We start from the raw sequence: 19045 nt of genomic DNA on the forward strand, positions 1-19045 counted from the left end.
CACTGACCCCCGGGTTGTCGCACCCGCGTGGAAGGATGGGCGGTGATGGAACAGCTTGGCTTCGCCGGGATGCCTACCCGGCTCTTCTCCTGCACGCCGTCCAAACTGGCGGCGTTCGCCGAGTGCCCGCGCCGGTACCGGATGTCCTACGTGGATCGCCCGTCGCCCCCGAAGGGCGCGCCCTGGGCCCACAACGCGCTCGGCGCGAGCGTTCACAACGCGCTGCGCGCGTGGTGGCTGCTGCCGAGAGAGCGGCGGACGCCGGAGGCGAGCCGGAAACTGCTGGCCGATGCCTGGATTTCCGACGGTTATCGCGACGCCGAACAGCAGGCCGCGGTGAAGGAGCGGGCCGTCGGCTGGCTGGAAGACTATCTGCGCACGGTTGATCCCTCGGCCGAGCCGTTCGGGCTCGAGCGCACGGTGGCGATGCGCACCGACCGGCTCGTGGTCTCCGGCCGCATCGACCGGCTGGACGATCGCGACGGCGAGCCGGTGGTCGTCGACTACAAGACCGGGCGGTCGGCGTTGTCCGAACAGGACGCGGCCGGGTCCCAGGCGCTGGCCCTGTACGCGCTGGCGGCCGCGAAGACGCTCCGGCGCCCGTGCCAGCGGGTCGAGCTGCACCACGTGAGCGCGGGCGAGGTCTACAGCCACGTTCACACGCCGGAGCGGCTGGAGCGGCATCTGCGCCGGGCCGAGCAGACCGCTGCGGACGCGGTCGACGCGGAGGCGCGGTTCCGGGGCGGCGCGTCGGCAGATGAGGCGTTTCCGCCGGAGCCCGGGATGCGGTGCTCGTGGTGTGACTTCCGGCGGCACTGCCCGGAGGGTCAGGCCGCGGGGCCGCCCAAGGAGCCGTGGGCAGCCCTACCCAGCACCTGACCCAAGCCCCCGGCCCCTGACCGCCGGGGCCGGGGTGGGGCCGCGGCCGAGCGGCGGGCCGGGGCCGAGCGGCGGCGCGGGGCCGGTGGGCCGCGGCCGGCGGCGGCCGGGCGGGGTGGGCAGGCTGCGCGGCGCCGGGCGGGGTGGGTGATGCCCTGGGTTGTGCCTGGCTCAGGTGGTGCCGGTGGCGGCACCGCGAGGGCGGTGCCCTTGGGTTGTGCCGGCGGCGAGGCCGGCGAGGGCGGTGCCTCGGGTAGTGCCCGGCTGGGGCTGGTCTGGGGTGGGGCCGGAACGCGCGGGAAACCGGGGCGCCATCGGCGGGTCAGGCTGGTAGCGCGTCCAGGCGCCTCACGGGCACGGCGGCCACCCGGGCCCGGGCCTCCTTGAGATGAGGGCCCTCACGCACCGAGGCAGGCAGGGCCAGCACGGCGGTGCGCAGGGCACGGAGGCTCGCTGTGGCGGTGAGCTCACTGCCCGGCACCACCGGCAGGTGCGTGTACATCTGCTTGGCCCAGCCCGGCAGCAGACCGAACGACATCGCGACGAGCGCGCCCCAACTGGGCGCCGCCGGGGTCGCCCAGCGCACCCACCAGCGCATCGGCGGGGCGCTCAGCAGCTTGAGCCCCTCGTACGCCGGCCTGGTCGCCCGGAGCTTCGGCCGGGCTTCGGCGAAGTACGCGGCCAGTTCGGCGGTCGTGCGCGGCACCGCGATCGCGTCCGGGGCCAGACCGATCAGCCGCGCCTGACGGACCTGCTCGGCGACGTAGCGGTCGGCGTCCGCATCGGAAAGGCGGAGACCCCCACGGCGGGCCGCGTGCAGGAACGAGTCGACCTCGCAGCAGTGCACCCACAGCAACAGAGACGGGTCGTCGACGGGGTGGATCTCGCCGCTGTCGGGATCGACGGCGGTCAACCGCCGGTGCACCCGCCGGACCTTGCTCGCGAGTTCCTCGGCCGCGTCCGTGGTGCCGAACGTGGTGACCGCGACGTACTCGGTCGTGCGCTGCAGGCGCCCCCACGGGTCGTCGCGGTAACCGGAGTTCGCGGAGACGCCGGCCATCGCGACCGGGTGCAGGGCCTGGAGCAGCAGGGCCCGCAACCCGCCGATCGCGAACGACGGGTCCGCATGGATCCGCCAGGTGACGCTCTCCGGCCCGTAAAGGCCGAGCTCCGGGATCGCCATTTGGTTTCACCTCCGACTATTGGTCCTCCAGATCAGTGTGCCGCCCAGAACCGATCAAGTGCCACTGCGGTCGCCGCCGTGTTCTCGATCGCCGGGGAATGCGCGGCCGACGGGATGACCTCCTCGCGTGCGCCGAGACGGCGGGCCATGTCCGACTGCACCGGCGGCAGCCAGGCGTCGTCGTGCTCGCCGTAGCAGACCAGCAGGGGGACGCCGGCCGCGGCCAGATCGGCGGTGCGGTCGGGCTCGGTGCGCAGCGCGTCACCCATGCCTCCCAGCCCGGCCGCCGACGAGGCGACGAACCGCTTCCGCAGGAACGCCTGGACGTCCTCGGGCGGGCTCTGCCAGGCCGGGTCGAGGCGGGCGGCCTGGTCCATCGCCGCGTAGATCGCGGTCATGCCGAGCGGGAGGAGGGGCTCGAGGCGCTCCATCCGCTCGCGCCGGGCACCGGCGATCGCGTCCGGGCCGGAGCCGAGCAGCGTCAGCGAGCGGAACGCGGACGGGTCGGCGAGCACCGCTGCCCGGCCGACCAGGCCGCCGAACGAATGGCCGACCAGGTGGACGGGGCCGTCGCCGACGGCGGCGGTGACCGTGCGGACGACCTCGCCCAGCCACTGCACCGAGTACCCGACCGCGTCGTCGGGCCCGGGTGACTCGAACTGGCCCGGCTGGTCGATCGCCACGACCCGGTACCCGGCGGCGGTCAGCGGGTCGAACAGCGGCGCGAAGTCTTCCTTGCTGCCGGTGTAACCGGGGACGAACAGCGCCGTGGCGCGGTGGGAGCCGTCGACGGGGGCGGCGTCCCAGGCGGCGATCGGGAAGCCGGCGGCGTCGAGAGTGCGGCGCGCGGCGCGGTGAGGGGCGAGCTGGGTCACGAATTCAGTGTGCCCGCGAACCTGTTGGCGCTGTTCTCCGTGTGGCTAGTGCTTCTGAGGCGTCAAGTGACTCCTGTGCTCACGTGTGCACCACTGATCGCACTAGGGTACGGCTGCAACCCCGTTATCGGAGGTCACGGTGTTCGAGAAGGTTTTCGGCCTGCCGGCCCACCCGCTGGTAGTGCATGCAGCGGTCGTGCTGGTGCCGATCGCGGTGCTGGCCTCGTTCGCGTACGTCCTCGTGCCGCGTCTGCGGCCGAAAGTCGGCTGGGTGCTCGTACTGAGCGCGTTGGGTGGTGCCGGCGCGGCGGTCGTGGCCTACGAGACGGGCGACCGGTTCGCGAAGTACCTCGGCGGCACACCGGCGATCGATGAGCACGGCGGGTTCGGGAAAGACACCCGGAACATGGCGGTGCTGCTCGCCGTCGTGGCGGTCGTCCTGGTGCTCGTCGAGCGGTCCCGCAACTCCCGGCGCGCCGGGCAGCCGCGTTACGACGAGCGCAACCAGTGGACGATGGTCGGCGAGCCACGCCAGAACAGCAGCGGCTCGACCGTGCTCACGGTCGTCTCGATCGTGCTGATGCTCGCACTGCTGGCGACCGCGGTGGGTGCCGCGGTGTCGGTCGTCCGGGCCGGGGACACCGGCGCCCGGATGGTCTGGTCGGGCGTCGGTTAACCAGTCGGTCAACTACGCGCCCGCGGCCGCGCTGGCCCGGATGACCATCATCAGCAGGAGCAGGAACAGCACCACGAGCGTCATGATGCCGACGCCGACCGTGACGGCGCGCGCCTGCGCGTCGTCGCGATCGAGCGCGTCGTGGTCCTGGTGGGGGAGGGCCCGCGGAACCGGGCCGGATGAGATCACGGGCCCCCAGCCGACCGCCGCCGACGGGCGGTTCATCCGCGGCGGGCCGCCGTAGGCGGGTTCGGTGGCCGGTGGCGGCGGCACCGCGATCGGCGCTCCGGCCGGGCGACGCCAGGCGGCGTCTCCGGCCGTGCCACCGGGCGACGCCCAGCCGCTGGGTGCCCCACCGTTGGCACCGGATCGCGAACCGTTGACGGGCGCCGCCCCGTTCCGGGCGGCGCCGTAGGGAACGGGGCCAGTGGGAACGGGGCCGGTGGGGCGCGGGTCGCCCGGCGTCATCGTCGGATCCCTACTCGGCGGCCGACGCGTCGGCGGGGGCGTCGGCGGCCTCCGAGCCCGTACGGCGGGTGCGGGTCACACCACCCCGGCGGCGACGCCGGCGGCGCGGAGCGTCGCCCTCAGCGGCGTCGTCGACGTCCGCATCGACGTCCTCAGCCGCGATCTCGGCCTCGGGGACCGGGTCGGGCGTACGGAACAGCGGCGGCGCGAGCGTGGCGACCGCGCCCAGGGCAGTCGGAGCCTCGGCGGCCGCGGTGCGCCTGGCGCGCTTCGGGGCTTCGACGACGGGAGCCTCGTCGGGCTCGGACGGGGTTTCGGCCGCGCCCTCCGGTGCCGGTGCGGTGCTCAGCAGCTCACCGCCACGGGTGCGGCGACGCGCCTTGGTGCGGCGACGAGCGGGCAACTCCTCGTCGGTGCCCCCGTCGGCCTCGGCGGCCGGGCGGCGGTCGAGGTCGCTGCCGCCACGACGGCGGACCCGCGTCTGGCGGGCCTTCTTGCCGCCGGTCTCACCGAGGTCTTCGACCTCCTCGGCGTCGAGGCCCGCCCTGGTGCGCTCCTTGCGCGGCAGCACCCCGGTCGCGTCGTCGGGGATGTCGAGCTCCTGGTGCAGGTGCTCGGACGTCGAGTACGTCTCCGGCGGGTCGGCGAACGGCAGGTCGAGGGCCGTGTTGATCATCGTCCAGCGGGTCAGCTCGTCCCAATCGACGAACGTGACCGCGACGCCGTCGGCCCCGGCCCGCCCGGTGCGGCCGATCCGGTGCAGGTAGGTCTTCTCGTCTTCCGGGCACTGGTAGTTGATGACGTGGGTGACGCCGGTGACGTCGATACCGCGGGCGGCGACGTCGGTGGCGACCAGCACGTCGACCTTGCCCGACCGGAACGCGCGTAGGGCCTGCTCACGGGCGCCCTGCCCGAGGTCGCCGTGCACGGCCGCGGCCGCGAAGCCGCGCTCCTCGAGGTCGTCGGAGACCTTCTGCGCGGTGCGCTTCGTGCGGCAGAACACCATGGTGAGGCCACGGTCGCGAGCCTGCAGGATGCGCGCGAGCATCTCGGCCTTGTCGAGCGAGTGCGCGCGGTAGATGTGCTGGGCCGTCGTCGGGACCGTGCGGCCCGCGTCCGGCTCCTCGGCCCGGATGTGGACCGGCTGCCGCATGAAGTGGCGGGCCAGCGCCACGATCGGGCCCGGCATCGTCGCGCTGAACAGCATCGTCTGCCGTGCGGACGGGATCGTGGCCAGGATCCGCTCGATGTCGGGCAGGAAGCCCAGGTCGAGCATCTCGTCGGCCTCGTCGAGCACCAGGATCGACACCGCACCGAGGTGCAGGTGACGTTGCTCGACCAGGTCGAGCAACCGGCCCGGCGTGCCCACGACGACCTCGACGCCCTTCTTCAGCGCCGCGATCTGCGGTTCGTACGCACGTCCGCCGTACACCGAGAGGACACGGACGCCCCGCGTCTTGCCGGCCGCGGCGATGTCTCGGGTGACCTGGACGCACAGCTCGCGGGTGGGGACGACGACCAGCGCCTGCGGAGCGCCGCCCGCCGACCGGTCACCCTCGCCGGGCGCCACGATCCGCTGCAGCAGCGGGACACCGAAGCCCAGTGTCTTACCGGTGCCGGTACGGGCCTGGCCGATCAGGTCGTTGCCCGCCAGCGCGATCGGAAGCGTCAGCTCCTGGATCGCGAACGCACGGGTGATGCCGACCGAGGCCAGCGCTTCGACGGTCTCCGCGCGGACGCCGAGGTCGGCGAAGAGCGGGTTCTGCTCGCTGACCGGTTTGGTCGCGGCCAGTTCCTCGACCGCTTCGACGTCCGGAGCGCCGGTCGTGGCGTGCTCCAGCTCGACCGGGTCGAGGTTCTGGGCGGACGCGCTGTCGGCGTCCGGGGTGTTGTTGTCGGTATTCAGGGGTCTTCGCCTCTCTCCGAGTGCGCAGACGCCCTGGTAGATCCCGGTAGTGACAGGCATTGCGCCACTCGATGAGCCACACGCGCGCCGCAGATGCGACGGCGGGCTCAGGGTGAGACGCCCTGGACTGGGGTCCGCGCTCGATATTCAGTACTGCTGTTTGTGCTGGTACTACCGTCAAAGGTCCAACTCGATGCCGGAGCGCGTGAGCGCTGCCTGACGGCGCGAGTTAGCGCGGTGACGGGTGTCACCTGCCTCATAGCCTACCGCGACGGTTTTCGCACACGTAGGCGCGTGGTGGGGTGATCTGCGATCTGTGACGAATCCCGCCACCCGGCGCGAGGCTCTACGGTATGCACGTGCAACCCCTGGCCTCGTCCGAGGAGCCCCTGCTGAGCACTCCGAGTCGCGACGAAGCGGCGGTCCCCGACCTACTCGGTGTCCTGTCTTACGGCGCGCTGGTCGCGTTCGACAACCTCGGCGCGGACGCCCGGCTGGCGCCGGATCTGCGTCGCCGCGCCGCACTGAGCGAGATGGCCGCCGCGGAGCTGGTGCACTACCGCCGGCTCGCCGACCGGCTCACCGAGCTCGGTGTCGACCCGGTCGAGGCGATGACCCCGTTCGTCGAGTCCCTGGACGCCTACCACGAGTCGACCCGGCCGTCGGACTGGCTCGAGGGCCTGGTCAAGGCGTACATCGGAGACGGGATCGCGGACGACTTCTACCTGGAGGTGGCGGCCGGGCTGGCCGAGCCCGACCGGGCTCTCGTCCTCGAGGTGCTGCACGACGACCGGCACGCGGAGTTCGCGGTGAGCGAGGTGCGAGCGGCCGTGGACGCCGACCCGCAGCGGGCCGACCGGCTCGGGCTGTGGGCCCGGCGGCTGGTCGGCGAAGCGGTCGCCCAGGCGCAGCTGGTCGTGGCCGCGCGTCCGGCGCTGGTGACGCTGGTCGAGCCGTTCGTCCCGGACGGGCCCGACGGCCTCACCGCGCTGATCGACCGCCTGACGGCCAGCCACGCGAACCGGCTAGCCACCCTGGGCCTGCGCTCCTGAAACAAATGCCCGCGGCTACGAGCCGCGGGCATTGTTTGTACGAACCTGGAGCCCTGGACGGGCCGCCCACTAAGGCGTGCCGAAACCTACTCGGCGTAGCTCGCTCTCGGCGATCTCGATGTACGCGATCTTGTCGGCCGGGACGACCACCCGCCGGCCCTTCTCGTCGACCAGGGACAGCAGATTCGTCACGCCGGCAAGCGCGTCGGCGACCGCCTGCTCGACTTCGTCCTGGCTCTGGGTGCTCTCCAGCACGAGCTCGCGCGGGGCGAACTGCACGCCGATCTTGACCTCCACCGCAGTGCCTCCTAGGGAACGGTTCTCAACCGTTGTAGAAGCTATCCGATCCGAGCCCAGGTCGAGCGGCCCGGGGAGCGGTGTCAGCGCTGAGCGGAATTCTCCGGCTCGCGATCCAGCGGGAAGTCGGAGATTCCGCGCCAGAGCAGGGCGCTCAGCAGCGCGACGGCTTCGTCCTTGGGAATCGACCGGTTCGCGTTCAGCCAGTAGCGCGCGGCGATCTCGGACGCGCCGGTGAGCCCGACGGCGAGCAGTGCGGCCCGATCGCGGGAGACACCGGTGTCGTGCCCGATCGTGTCGGCGATCGCCTCCATGCACAGCTGGGAGGCGCGCTCGACCCGCTCTCGGACGGCCGGCTCGTTACGCAGGTCCGACTCGAACACCAGCCGGAACGCTTCGCCGTCGCTGTCGACGAAGTCGAAGTAGGCCCGGATCGCGAGATGGACGCGTATTTTGTTGTCAGTCGTACCGGCAAGTGCATTTGTGACATGGTTCACGAGCGCTTCGGTGTGCTGGTCGATCAGCGCCAGGTAAAGGTCGAGCTTGCCGGGAAAGTGCTGGTAGAGCACCGGCTTGGAGACCCCGGCCCGATCCGCGATGTCGTCCATCGCGGCGGCGTGATAGCCGTTCGCGACGAACACCTCCTGCGCGGCGGTGAGCAACTGACGGCGGCGCGCAGATCGAGGCAGCCGGCCTGTCCTGCCACTGGTCGCAGCGACGGAATCGCTGCTCACCGGGGTAGCCATGGTCTCCTCCAGTCCTTGCGGACCATCCGCACTTACCGCCGGGTAGCAAGACTACGCGAGGTGGCCCGAACTCATCGCCCGCTCGCCCGGAACCACCGTTCGGTCTGTCCGTTTCTCCCTTCGGTGCCGGACCGATCCCCCTCAGGTGCCTGACCGGAGGGGGATTCCGTCGGTAGCCTGCTGGGAGGTCGACGAGACAGGAGCACGTTCGTGACCACTGCTCCGCACCGCAGCCGCTCCCTGGCCGGTGCGCGTCCGGTGTTCACGGTGCGGGCCCCCGGGCCGGGATGTTCCCGGCCGATCGCCGTGGCCGCGTTGCTCGAAGCCGTGCGCGCGGTGATCGGGGTGCGTGCCGCTGAGCTCCGGACGTCGGCCGACGGAGACCGTACGCTGCACCTGGAACTCGTCGAAGGGGCGGACGAGACAGCAGTGGCGTGGTCAGTGACCCGGATCCTGGACGAAAGGCTCGGCGTGGAGGTGGACCAGACCCGGTCGGTTCTGGTGGACGACAGTGTCGACGAGACGCGGAGCGTCCCGCTCGACGGGCCCCAGCGTCGCGTCCACCTCGAGCGTTTACAGGTCGTCACCGGCGGCTTGGACGTCCGGGTGGACGTCGCGCTCGCGACGGCGGGCGCTCGTGTGGTCGGCTCGGCGAGCGGCCCCGCCGTCGAGCGAACCGTGCTGCGAACGGTGGCCGGTGCGACGCTGAACGCGGTCGACGCCCTCCTGGAGGGACGGGCCCGTTGTGGCCTCGACCAGGCCGAACTCACCGACATCGGCTCCGACAAGCTGGCGATCGCGGTCGTCACGCTGCTCACGCCGGGCCAGGTCGACCGGCTCGCCGGCGCCGCGCTGGTGCGCGGCGACGCCCGCCAGGCGATGGTCCGCGCGGTGCTCTCGGCGCTGAACCGGCGGTTCGAGTCGCTGGTCCCGGAGCGCGGCGCGTCGTCGACCTGGGCGCAGAGCTTCCCGCACTCGGCCCCGCTCGCGGTGGAGAACACGGCCACCTACCGGACGCTGTCCGCCGGGCCCGAGGACGCTCCGTACCCGGCCGCCGGTTTCTCGAACCGCTCCACGCCCGCGGCGTCCGCTTCGGTGGACTCCTCGACCGGCGCGGTACCCGCGTACGACGCCGACACCGAGCTGGCCGAGGCCGTCTCGGCCGACGACACCGGTAGCCACCACCAGTACTCGGCTCCGGCTGCTGACCAGGGCCGATCCGAGGTCACGAAGCCGGAGTTCACCCGGCCCGAGTTCACCCGGCCCGAGTCGACGCGTCCGGGCGCACGCGGTGGCCGGGCGGCCCGTCGCGCGGCCGCGGCCCAGCGTGACGCCGGCCAGGTCTCCGAAACCGGCCGGCCCGATCCGGCGGCCCGGTACGGGTCGGCCTCGCCGCCCGAGTACGCGCCGAGCACGCCGTTCGTCGCCCCCGCGCCGTACTCCGACCCGATCGCGTCGCCGACCGGAGAGCTGGAGCTGGCGTCCGAGCCGAACGCCGACCTCGGCGACTGGGCCGCCGCGACGTGGGACCGGCTGGTGGCCAACGATCCGGTCCGGGAGAAGCAGGCGCCCGCCGCGGCGGCCGACGATCCGCTGTCGCAGCCGTCCGGCACCTACCCGGGGGTCAGCGACCCCGACCGCACCAGCGGTTCGATCCTCGAACCCGAGTTCGACGCCCGCACCAGCGGCGATCTGCCCGGCGTGAAGACGTCCGGCGTGTTCACCCCGCCGGCCGAACCGACGTGGACGCCGCCCGAGGAGCCGGTGTGGGGCTGGCCGGCGTCCGAACAGCCGGCTCCGGCCTCGGCGGCCTGGACGCCGCCGCAGTGGGACGAGGGAACGTCGTCCCCGGCCGCGCCGACGGAGCAGCCCGGCAACGTCGGGTCGGTGCCGCCCTACGGGCGGGGTACGAACGGAACGGCGGCGAACGGCTCCGGCGGGCTGAACGGCGGGGCTCCGCTGGGTGGTCGGTCGGGCCTGGGCGGCAGCTATCTGGAGCGGGAGTACGGCGGGCTGGGCACGCCACCCCGGCGGGCTCCGGAGACGAACGGGTACGGCGGCGAGCCGCCGTCGTCCGGCGCGGGCGCCGGGTGGGGGTCGGGCCGGCACGGCCGGGCCGAGAACCCGGTATCGGGCCAGCCCGCGGCGAACAACGGCTTCGCCAACCCCGGCGGCCTGGGTAACCCGAGCGGCTCGGGCACCCCGAACGGCCGGGGGACATCGAACGGTCTCGGTGCACCGAACGGGCTCGGCCACCCCAGCGGCCTCGGCGGCCTGGGCGCAGCTCCCACCGGCCCCAGCGGCCTGGGCGGGCTCGGCCCCGCCTCACCGGCCGCCGGCTACGGCGTCCCCAACCCCTACGGCCAGAACGGCGCGGCCGCCCGCGGCCCTGGTGGTCCCGGTCCCGGCGGCTCGGGTGTCCCGGGCCTGGGCTCGGCCCCCCGGCGGCGGCACGCCGCCGAGCCGACCGGCACCTGGCCGGTCCACGACCCGCTGGGTCCCGGCGGTGGCTCCTGGGCCGACCCGCAACCCGGCCCGCCCCCGCAACCCGGCCAGCCGCACTCCGGCCAGCAGCAGCCGGGGCAACAGTTGCCTCCCCAGCGCGAGCCGGGCCCGGCCGAGCAGCGCGGCTACCGCAACGGGCCGCCGGGTGAGAACCCGGAGCGCCGCGACCAGCCGCCGGTGCCCCGCGCCCGCCGTCGTTACGCGGACGAAGACTCCGGCCGTCACGGCGGCACCTGGTAGGTCGACGCCGAGGAGCAACCGGCGGGTCGGCAAGGCACACTCAGAAACGTGACGCCTGCACGACTCGCCCCCGACCTCTCCGTCCGCCCCACCTCCGACCCGCAGGTACCGCCGTGGCCCGGCCGCACCGTGCAGCTCGACGGGAGCGTGCAGCTCCACGTCCGCGACACACCCGCCACCGCCCCCGGAGCTGAGCCCGCGCTCTACGTCCACGGGCTGGGCGGCTCGGGCCAGAACTGGACCGACCTCGCCGACCTGCTCTCCGACCGCCTCGAAGGCCAGGCGATCGACCTGCCCGGCTTCGGCCGGAGCGGTCCCGCGCTGGCCGGTGGCTACAGCCAGCCGAGCTACGCCGACCTCGTGGTCCGCTGGATCGAGGAGTCCGGCCGTGGCCCCGTCCACCTGTTCGGCAACTCGCTCGGCGGCGCGGTCGTCGTCCGGGTGGCCGCGCTGCGTCCGGATCTCGTCCGCTCGCTGACGCTGATCTCGCCGGCGATGCCGGTGTACCGCCCGCGGGCCGAGCACCGGCCGATGCTGCCGGTGCTGGTCCTGCCGCGGGTGGACCGGATCGTCGACCGTGTCATCCGCAGCGCGACACCGCACCAGATGGCACAGGGCATGGTCGACGTCTGCTTCGGCGACCCCACTGCGGTGTCGAAGCAGCGCTGGGACGAGGCCGTGGAGGAGGCCGAACAGCGGCTCTCGGTGCCGTGGGGAGCCACCGCGTACGTCGGTTCGCTGCGCGGGCTGGTCGGCTCGTACCTGGCGCCGCCCGGACGCTCGCTCTGGCGGCTGGCGCACCAGATCCAGGCGCCGACGCTGGTGATCTGGGGCCACCGCGACCGCCTGGTCGACGTCAGATTGGCTCGAAAGACCGCAAAAGCGATACCAGACAGCCAGTTGCTCGTTCTACGCGGTGTGGGACATACGGCGCAGCTCGAGTGTCCCCGTATCGTGGCGCGAGCAGTGATTCCGCTTCTCGACCGGGTTGCCCCTGCGGTAGCGGTATAACGGCACGGCATTCTCTGCCAGGTACGGGGGTACCGCTGTGGCCATCGCGATCGGGAGGGCGAACTGAGCGAGCGGACCACCCAGACACCGGGCCGGGCACGGCACGCGAAACGAGCCGGCGGTGTGGAAGAGGCGAGGCGGGCGGTACGGCGGGAGATCCGTCGTGGACGCCGCCCCGGCGACCGACCGGCGTCGGCGCCTCCACACGGCACGGTCTCGGCGGCCTACCTGCGGGCCCAGCGGGCGGCTGCCCGCCGCCGGAAGGCCAGGCGTCGCCGCCGTTTCCTGCTCCTGGTCATCCTGCTGACCGGCGTGCTGGTCGTCGTCGACGTGGCGAAGGGAAACAAGACCGAGCACGAGCAGGCCGAGCGGGTCCGGGCCGGTGCCCAGGCGTCACCGTCCGCCTCGCCCTCCGTTCTCGCGTCCGCGGAGGAGAACCCGAGCGCGGAGGCGGTGCAGCCGGAAACGAGCCCCAGCACCCCGACGAAGGTCTCCGTGGCGCGGCGCGGCGCGGGAACGTTCACGACCGCCGGCGGATCGACGGCCGTGCGCGGGAGCACCGGAGCGCTGGTCCGCTACCAGGTGCGGGTCGAGAAGGGCTCCGGGCAGAAACCCGACGAGTTCGCCGCCGCGGTCGATGCGACGCTCTCCGACCCCCGGGGCTGGACGGCGGCGAAGAAGTGGCGGTTCCAGCGCGTGTCGGGCGGCAACGCGGACGCGGTGATCCTGCTCGCGACCCCGGAGACCACGAACCGGATCTGCCGGGCCGGCGGCCTGGACCCCGGCGGCTACACGTCCTGCCGGACCGGCGACCAGGTAGTGATCAACCTCGCACGGTGGTTGCTCGCGGTCCCGGCGTTCGGCGGTGACCTGGCCACCTACCGCCAGTACGTGGTCAACCACGAGATGGGCCACCAGCTCGGGCACGGCCACGTGCTTTGCGGCGGATCGGGCAAACCGGCCCCGGTAATGCAGCAGCAGACTCTGGGCCTGCAGGGATGCACGCCGAACGCTTGGCCGTTCGTCAACGGGAAGTACCTGACCGGTGCGCCCACGGCCGGTCAGTAGTCGGGAACAATAGGCCGCGAGACCCGGTTGCCACCGGAGAAGACTTTCTCGTATGGAAGGAGCAGCTCGTGGCCCTGCCACCGCTGGTCGAGCCGGCCGCGTCGCTGTCCGTCGAAGAGGTGCGTCGCTATTCGCGGCACCTGATCATCCCCGACGTCGGGATGGACGGGCAGAAGCGGTTGAAGAACGCCAAGGTGCTGTGTGTGGGCGCGGGCGGTCTCGGTTCACCCACGCTGATGTACCTGGCCGCCGCGGGCGTCGGGACGCTCGGCATCGTCGAGTTCGACACCGTCGACGAGTCGAACCTGCAGCGCCAGATCATCCACGGTCAGTCCGACATCGGCCGCAGCAAGGCCGAGTCGGCGCGCGACTCGGTCAAGGAGATCAACCCGCTGGTCGACGTCATCCTGCACGAGGTCCGGCTGGAGTCGGAGAACGTGCTCGACATCTTCCGCGACTACGACCTGATCGTCGACGGCACCGACAACTTCGCCACCCGGTACCTGGTGAACGACGCGTGCGTGCTGCTCGGCAAGCCGTACGTGTGGGGCTCGATCTACCGGTTCGAGGGCCAGGTCAGCGTCTTCTGGGACGAGTACGGCCCGAACTACCGCGACCTCTACCCGGTGCCGCCGCCGCCCGGCATGGTGCCCAGCTGCGCCGAGGGTGGCGTGCTCGGCATCCTCTGCGCGTCGATCGCGTCGGTGCAGGCCACCGAGGCGATCAAGCTGATCACCGGCATCGGTGACACGCTGCTCGGGCGTCTGATGGTCTACGACGCCCTGGAGATGTCGTACCGCACGATCAAGATCCGCAAGGACCCGGCGGCCGAGCCGATCACCGAGCTCATCGACTACGAGGAGTTCTGCGGCACGGTCTCGCAGGAGGCCGTCGACGCCGCCCGCGGCTCGACGATCACCGCGTCCGAGCTGAAGGACTGGGCCGACGCGGGCAAGGACTTCTACCTGGTCGACGTCCGCGAGCCGGCCGAGTTCGAGATCGTGTCGATCCCGGGCGCGACGCTGATCCCGAAGGGCGACATCCTCTCGGGCGCGGCGCTCGCGCAGCTGCCGCAAGACAAGCAGGTCATCCTGTACTGCAAGACCGGAGTGCGGTCGGCCGAGGCGCTGGCCGCGGTCAAGCAGGCCGGGTTCAAGGACGCCGTGCACGTCCAAGGCGGGGTCATCGGCTGGGTCAAGCAGATCGACCCGTCGCTCCCGGAGTACTGAGCACGGATTTTCCCCGTCTGTACGCACTGGGGCCGGTCGCTTCCGCGACCGGCCCCAATGCTTCGTGTGCGGTCCCCGGCGTCAGTCGACGCGTGCGGGCGCGGACTCGCGCTCCTGGTTGGCCAGGCGGCTGTGCGTGCGCCCGTAGCCGAAGTAGATCGCGAATCCGGCCGCCATCCAGACCAGGAACCGCAGCCAGGTCGCGACCTCCAGGAACAGCATCAGGATGACGCACGACACGACGGCCAGCCCGGCGACGACCGGCAGGCCGCGGACCCGGAACGCGCGGTCCAGGTCGGGCCGGGTCCGGCGCAGGATCAGCGTCGAGATCGAGACCAGCACGAACGCGAACAGCGTGCCGATGTTCACCATCTCGGCCAGCGCCGACAGCGGCAGCAGCCCGGCCAGGATCGCGACGACGATACCGACGAAGATCGTGATCCGGTAGGGCGTCCCGAACTTCGGGTGCACCTTGCCGAGCTTCGGCGGCAGCAGGTGGTCGCGGCTCATCGCGAACGCCACCCGGCTCTGGCCCAGCATCAGCACCATGATCACGGTCGTCAGACCGGCCAGCGCCCCGACCGTGATGAAGTCCGCGAACAACGGATGGCCGACGTCGCGGAACGCCGTAGCCAGCGGTGCCTCGGGATCGAGCTCGCTGTACTTCTGCATGCCGACCACGACCAGCGAAACCGCCACGTACAGGATCGTGCAGAGCACCAGCGATCCGAGGATCCCGCGCGGGACGTCCCGCTGCGGGTTCTTGGTCTCCTCGGCCGCGGTCGCGACGACGTCGAACCCGATGAAGGCGAAGAACACCAGCGCCGCGGCGGCGAGAATGCCGCTCACGCCGAACGCGGCCGGTCCGGAGCCGAACACGGCCTGGACCAACGTCTGCGACAGCCCGGACTCACCTTCCGACGGCTTGCTCGGCGGGATGAACGGCGTGTAGTTGGACGCCTTGATGAAGAACAGCCCGGCGACGATCACGAACAGCACGACGATCAGCTTGATCGCCACGATCACCGCGTTCAGCCGGGACGAGATCCGCACCCCGGTGACCAGCACGGCGGTCAGCACCAGCACGATCACCGCGGCCGGCAGGTTGAAGACGCCGTCCTCGGCGTTCGAGATCGCGGTCGGGAGGCTGATCCCGAGGGTGTCCAGCAGCACGCTCAGATACTGCGACCACCCGACCGAGACCGTCGCCGCACCGATCAGCAGCTCGAGGATCAGGTCCCACCCGATGATCCAGGCCACCAGCTCGCCGATACCGGCGTAGGAGAACGTGTACGCGCTGCCCGCGACCGGCACCGTGGAGGCGAACTCCGCGTAGCAGAGCCCGGCCAGGGCGCAGGCGATCGCGGCCAGGACGAACGAGATCGCGACGGCCGGGCCGGCGGACTCCTGTGCGGCCTCACCGGTCAGGACGAAGATCCCGGTTCCGATGATGACGCCGACCCCGAAGACGGTCAGGTCCAAACCGGAGAGATCTTTTTTCAGTTGATGCTCGGGTTCCTCGGTTTCCCGAATCGCTTGTTCAACCGATTTCGTGCGCATCACGCTCATGGGGCACCTCCCGGTCCGGATGCCGGTGCAGGTTCCCGTTGACAGCGTGTGCTAATCCGATTCCTCGCCGGGCCACCAGCGCGCGGCGGCCATCGCGACTTTCTCGCCGCGGAACGCGACACCCTCGGCGCGGAGTCTTCTGGTGGCCTCGGCCTCGTGGCCGGGGGGCAGGCGTCCGTCGGAGGCGACGACGCGGTGCCAGGGCACGGCGCTGCCGTAGCGGGCCATCACCGTGCCGACCGTGCGGGCCGAGCCCCGGCCGGTCCGTTCCCGGACGATCTCGGCGATCATGCCGTACGTCATCACCCGCCCCGGCGGGATGTCCTCGACGACGTCCAGCACCTGCTCGACGTATTCGCCGGGCTTTTCGTCCCGGGGCGGTGCTGCGGTCACGCGATCATTCTGCCGTGCGGGTGAGAATGCTTCCCCTACCGCCATCGGAGCCACCAGGATGCAAACGTGACAGTTACTCCGGTTCCCACGGGCTCTCCGGTCTCCGCGAGGCTCGGCCGGGGCACCCGGGTCGGCTACTCGGCGGGCTCGCTGGTGAACGGCGCGTTCGGCACGGTTCCGGGGCTGCTGTTGCTGCCCTACCTCACCGACACGCTGGCGGTCGCGGCCGGCCTGGCCGGCTTGCTGGTGCTGCTGCCCAAGGCCTGGGACGTCGTCCTCAACCCGATCGCCGGGCGGATCTCGGATCGGACGACGACCCGCTGGGGTGCCCGGCGTCCGTACCTGCTGGTCGGGGGGCTGGCGACCGCGGTGACGTTCGCCGCGTTGTTCGCGGGGCCGTTCTCCGGCGCGGCCGGCGCGGTCTACGTCACCGTCGCGTTCCTCGCGACCGCGACCGCGTTCGCGTTCTTCCAGGTCCCGTACGTGGCGATGCCCGCGGAGATCACCGCGGGCACGGCCGACCCGTACGCCGAACGCACCCGCTTGATGACGTGGCGAATCGCGGTGCTGGCGCTGGCGATCCTGGCGTCCGGCGGGGTCGCCCCGGCGATCAGGGACGCCGCCGGTGGAGGTCCGGCCGGATACCGCGTGGCCGGGCTGGCCGTGGCGGGCTTGATCGCGGTCGGCGCGCTGGCGGCGTTCTGGGGAACCCGGCGGGCGCCGGTCGGGGCCGTCAGCGAGAGCGAGCCGTCGCTGCGGCGGCAGCTCGCGGTGGCCCGGGCGAACCGGCCGTTCGCGCTGTTGCTGGCGTGCTTCGTGGTGCAGGCGGTGGGGATCGGCGTGATGCTCGCCGGCACCGACTACGTCGCGGCGGGGCCGCTCGAAGACAGCGCGGTGACGTCGCTGCTCTTCGTGTGTTTCGTCGGACCGGCGCTGGTCGTGATGCCGGCCTGGGGAGTCATCGGCAACCGGATCGGGAAGCGGGCCGGGTACGTGGCCGGCTCGGTCCTGTTCGCGCTCGGCGGTCTGATGATCGGGATCTCGTTCGCGGGTGGGTCGGCCCCGCTGCTCCCGGTGCTGCTCTCGACGGCGGTGGTCGGCTGTGGATACGCGGGTCAGCAGGTGTTCGGGCTGGCCATGCTGCCCGACACGATCGCCGCGGACGAGGCGGTGACCGGGCGTCGTCAGGCCGGAGTGTTCACCGGGCTGTGGACCGGTGGGGAGACGCTCGGGCTCGCGCTCGGGCCGGGGGTGTTCGGGTTGGTGCTGCAGCTCGGCGGGTACCGGTCCGGGATCAGCGCCGTGGATCAGCCGGGCAGCGCCCGCACCGCGATCGTGCTCGGCTTCAGCGTGCTGCCCGCCGTGATCATGCTGATCGCCCTGCCGTTGCTCCGCCGCTACGACCTGACGCCCGCGCGCCTGGCGGCGCTCACGGCCGGGCCCGCCGGCGCGGCGGAGACCTCTACCTCCGGAGAATCATGAGCCTTCCGAAGCGCGGTGCGTCGACCGGAGACGTGCTCGCGGAGCTCTCCGCGCTGCGCGCCGCAGACCTGCCGACGCACGGCGGGCGGACGTGGGCCTACGTCTACGACTCGGGGCTCGACGGGCTCGACGGGCTGGCGCACCGGGCCGCCGAGGCGGTCACCGGGCTCAACGGGCTGGACCCGACGGTCTTCCCCTCACTGCTCGCGATGGAGAACGAGGTCGTGGGCGCGGCCGCGGCGCTGCTCGGCGGCGGCCCGGAGACGGTCGGCACGGTGACGTCCGGCGGCACCGAGTCGATCCTGCTCGCGGTGAAAGCGGCCCGCGACGCCCGCCCGGACGTCGAGCGTCCGCAACTGGTCGCGCCGGTCACCGCGCACGCCGCCTTCGCGAAGGCGGCCGAGTACTTCCGGGTGGAGCTGGTGCCGGTCGCGGTCGACCCGGAGACGTTCCGGCCTTCGCCGGCCGAGATCGCGGCGGCGATCACCGATCGGACCGTGCTCGTCGTGGCCAGCGCCCCGTCGTACGCGCACGGCGTGATCGACCCGGTCGCCGAGATCGCCGCCGCGGCGGCGGCCCGTGACGTCCGGTGCCATGTGGACGCCTGCATCGGTGGGTGGGTGCTGCCGTTCTGGCGCCGGCTCGGCGTCCGCCTGCCGGATTTCGACCTGAGCGTGCCCGGCGTCACCAGCCTCTCGGTCGACCTGCACAAGTACGCGTACGCCCCGAAGGGGACGTCGGTGCTGCTGCACCGCAGCGCGGAACATCGGCGCAGCCAGTACTTCGCGTTCGCGGACTGGCCGGGCTACTCGATGATCAACGCGACGATGCAGTCGACGAAGTCGGCGGCGCCGCTGGCGGCAGCGTGGGCGGTGCTGCGGCATCTCGGCGACGAGGGCTACCTGCGGCTGGCGGAGCAGACGCTCGACGCGACCCGGACGTTGATCACCGGCGTATCGGCCGTGGACGGCCTGCGCGTGCTGGGGCCGCCGGAGGCGAGCCTGGTGGCGTTCGGGGCTGCGCCGGGCGGCCCGGATCTGTTCGTGCTGGCGGACGAGCTGACCGCCCGGGGCTGGTACGTGCAGCCGCAGTTCGCGCTGGGAGACCTGCCGGTGAACCTGCACCTGACCGTGACGGCGGCGAGCGCGCCGCGGATCGAGCCGTTCCTGGCCGACCTGCGCGACGCGGTGACGGCTTCGCTCGCGCACGGGCCGGTGCAGGTGGACGCCGGGATCGTCGAGTGGCTGCGGGTCCTCGACCCGTCGGCGTTGACGTCCGAGGAGTTCGGGTCGTTGCTGGCCGGCGCAGGTCTGGCACCCGGTGCGGGTGGATTCGCGCTGCCCGGGCGAATGGCCGAGATCAACGCACTGCTGGCCGCGGCCCCTCCGCGCCTGCGCGAGCGCCTGCTGGTCGAGTTCTTCGGCCTGCTCTACACCCCGTAGTTCGAGTCCCCGTAGATCGAGTGC

At 72.2% G+C, this 19045-nt stretch carries 17 protein-coding genes; 9 read left to right on the top strand and 8 right to left on the bottom strand.

The window, feature by feature from the left end:
* Positions 1-45: 45 nt before the first annotated feature.
* Positions 46-879: a RecB family exonuclease gene (locus ACIBZJ_RS22460; RefSeq protein WP_395933224.1), complete on the top strand. Its 834-nt coding sequence runs from the start codon at positions 46-48 to the stop codon at positions 877-879.
* Positions 880-1201: 322 nt separating this feature from the next.
* On the opposite strand, the gene ACIBZJ_RS22465 is transcribed toward ACIBZJ_RS22460, so the two are convergent.
* Together ACIBZJ_RS22465 and ACIBZJ_RS22470 are read right to left on the bottom strand one after the other, a co-directional pair.
* On the bottom strand, positions 1202-2062 hold the full coding sequence (locus tag ACIBZJ_RS22465) for an oxygenase MpaB family protein (RefSeq protein ID WP_395932538.1): 861 nt from the start codon (positions 2060-2062) through the stop codon (positions 1202-1204).
* Between the two features lie 32 nt (positions 2063-2094).
* A complete protein-coding gene (locus ACIBZJ_RS22470; protein WP_395932540.1) occupies positions 2095-2937 on the bottom strand; it encodes an alpha/beta fold hydrolase in 843 nt (280 codons plus the stop codon).
* A 139-nt stretch (positions 2938-3076) separates the two neighbouring features.
* On the opposite strand from ACIBZJ_RS22470, the gene ACIBZJ_RS22475 reads away from it, so the two are divergent.
* A complete protein-coding gene (locus ACIBZJ_RS22475; protein WP_395932542.1) occupies positions 3077-3613 on the top strand; it encodes a DUF2231 domain-containing protein in 537 nt (178 codons plus the stop codon).
* 12 nt (positions 3614-3625) lie between these two features.
* On the opposite strand, the gene ACIBZJ_RS22480 is transcribed toward ACIBZJ_RS22475, so the two are convergent.
* Positions 3626-4081 carry a hypothetical protein gene (locus ACIBZJ_RS22480; RefSeq protein ID WP_395932544.1) on the bottom strand — a complete coding sequence of 152 codons (456 nt, stop codon included), beginning with the start codon at positions 4079-4081 and terminating at the stop codon, positions 3626-3628.
* 10 nt (positions 4082-4091) lie between these two features.
* A complete protein-coding gene (locus ACIBZJ_RS22485) occupies positions 4092-6047 on the bottom strand; it encodes a DEAD/DEAH box helicase (protein ID WP_395932546.1) in 1956 nt (651 codons plus the stop codon).
* A 293-nt stretch (positions 6048-6340) separates the two neighbouring features.
* On the opposite strand from ACIBZJ_RS22485, the gene ACIBZJ_RS22490 reads away from it, so the two are divergent.
* Positions 6341-7039 (top strand): ferritin-like fold-containing protein, encoded by a 699-nt coding sequence (locus ACIBZJ_RS22490; RefSeq protein WP_395932548.1) that lies wholly within the window; start codon positions 6341-6343, stop codon positions 7037-7039.
* 69 nt (positions 7040-7108) lie between these two features.
* On the opposite strand, the gene ACIBZJ_RS22495 is transcribed toward ACIBZJ_RS22490, so the two are convergent.
* Both ACIBZJ_RS22495 and ACIBZJ_RS22500 read right to left on the bottom strand, forming a co-directional pair.
* Positions 7109-7336 (bottom strand): DUF3107 domain-containing protein, encoded by a 228-nt coding sequence (locus tag ACIBZJ_RS22495; protein ID WP_395932550.1) that lies wholly within the window; start codon positions 7334-7336, stop codon positions 7109-7111.
* 83 nt (positions 7337-7419) lie between these two features.
* On the bottom strand, positions 7420-8082 hold the full coding sequence (locus tag ACIBZJ_RS22500) for a TetR/AcrR family transcriptional regulator (RefSeq protein WP_395932552.1): 663 nt from the start codon (positions 8080-8082) through the stop codon (positions 7420-7422).
* A 210-nt stretch (positions 8083-8292) separates the two neighbouring features.
* Between ACIBZJ_RS22500 and ACIBZJ_RS22505 the strand changes: the two genes are divergently transcribed.
* From ACIBZJ_RS22505 to moeZ, 4 genes are all read left to right on the top strand, one after another.
* Entirely contained in the window at positions 8293-10827 is a 2535-nt protein-coding gene (locus ACIBZJ_RS22505) for a hypothetical protein (protein WP_395932553.1), read from the top strand.
* Between the two features lie 48 nt (positions 10828-10875).
* A complete protein-coding gene (locus ACIBZJ_RS22510; protein ID WP_395932555.1) occupies positions 10876-11838 on the top strand; it encodes an alpha/beta hydrolase in 963 nt (320 codons plus the stop codon).
* A gap of 123 nt (positions 11839-11961) precedes the next feature.
* The gene (locus ACIBZJ_RS22515; protein WP_395932557.1) at positions 11962-12906 is read left to right on the top strand and encodes a DUF3152 domain-containing protein; all 945 of its coding nucleotides are present in this window, start codon (positions 11962-11964) and stop codon (positions 12904-12906) included.
* A 68-nt stretch (positions 12907-12974) separates the two neighbouring features.
* Entirely contained in the window at positions 12975-14135 is a 1161-nt protein-coding gene (moeZ, locus tag ACIBZJ_RS22520; RefSeq protein ID WP_395932559.1) for an adenylyltransferase/sulfurtransferase MoeZ, read from the top strand.
* Positions 14136-14216: 81 nt separating this feature from the next.
* Here moeZ and ACIBZJ_RS22525 read toward each other — a convergent pair whose 3' ends face one another.
* Together ACIBZJ_RS22525 and ACIBZJ_RS22530 are read right to left on the bottom strand one after the other, a co-directional pair.
* Complete coding sequence (locus tag ACIBZJ_RS22525) at positions 14217-15704, bottom strand: amino acid permease (RefSeq protein WP_395932561.1); 1488 nt, start codon at positions 15702-15704, stop codon at positions 14217-14219.
* Between the two features lie 51 nt (positions 15705-15755).
* Entirely contained in the window at positions 15756-16097 is a 342-nt protein-coding gene (locus ACIBZJ_RS22530) for an MGMT family protein (protein ID WP_395932563.1), read from the bottom strand.
* Positions 16098-16163: 66 nt separating this feature from the next.
* On the opposite strand from ACIBZJ_RS22530, the gene ACIBZJ_RS22535 reads away from it, so the two are divergent.
* Together ACIBZJ_RS22535 and ACIBZJ_RS22540 are read left to right on the top strand one after the other, a co-directional pair.
* Positions 16164-17579 (top strand): MFS transporter, encoded by a 1416-nt coding sequence (locus ACIBZJ_RS22535; RefSeq protein WP_395932565.1) that lies wholly within the window; start codon positions 16164-16166, stop codon positions 17577-17579.
* Positions 17576-19021: a pyridoxal phosphate-dependent decarboxylase family protein gene (locus tag ACIBZJ_RS22540; RefSeq protein ID WP_395932567.1), complete on the top strand. Its 1446-nt coding sequence runs from the start codon at positions 17576-17578 to the stop codon at positions 19019-19021. Before ACIBZJ_RS22535 ends, ACIBZJ_RS22540 begins: the two co-directional genes overlap by 4 nt.
* Positions 19022-19045 lie beyond the last annotated feature (24 nt).

This window comes from Cryptosporangium sp. NPDC051539 (genome assembly GCF_044454545.1).
Taxonomy (GTDB): domain Bacteria; phylum Actinomycetota; class Actinomycetes; order Mycobacteriales; family Cryptosporangiaceae; genus Cryptosporangium.

What these genes read in the sequence shown, in the direction of transcription:
- ACIBZJ_RS22460 (WP_395933224.1), top strand. Translation starts at nt 46, where the DNA reads ATGGAACAGCTTGGCTTCGCCGGGATGCCTACCCGGCTCTTCTCCTGC.
- ACIBZJ_RS22465 (WP_395932538.1), bottom strand. Translation starts at nt 2,062, where the DNA reads ATGGCGATCCCGGAGCTCGGCCTTTACGGGCCGGAGAGCGTCACCTGG.
- ACIBZJ_RS22480 (WP_395932544.1), bottom strand. Translation starts at nt 4,081, where the DNA reads ATGACGCCGGGCGACCCGCGCCCCACCGGCCCCGTTCCCACTGGCCCC.
- ACIBZJ_RS22485 (WP_395932546.1), bottom strand. Translation starts at nt 6,047, where the DNA reads ATGCCTGTCACTACCGGGATCTACCAGGGCGTCTGCGCACTCGGAGAG.
- ACIBZJ_RS22490 (WP_395932548.1), top strand. Translation starts at nt 6,341, where the DNA reads ATGCACGTGCAACCCCTGGCCTCGTCCGAGGAGCCCCTGCTGAGCACT.
- ACIBZJ_RS22500 (WP_395932552.1), bottom strand. Translation starts at nt 8,082, where the DNA reads ATGGCTACCCCGGTGAGCAGCGATTCCGTCGCTGCGACCAGTGGCAGG.
- ACIBZJ_RS22525 (WP_395932561.1), bottom strand. Translation starts at nt 15,704, where the DNA reads ATGAGCGTGATGCGCACGAAATCGGTTGAACAAGCGATTCGGGAAACC.
- ACIBZJ_RS22540 (WP_395932567.1), top strand. Translation starts at nt 17,576, where the DNA reads ATGAGCCTTCCGAAGCGCGGTGCGTCGACCGGAGACGTGCTCGCGGAG.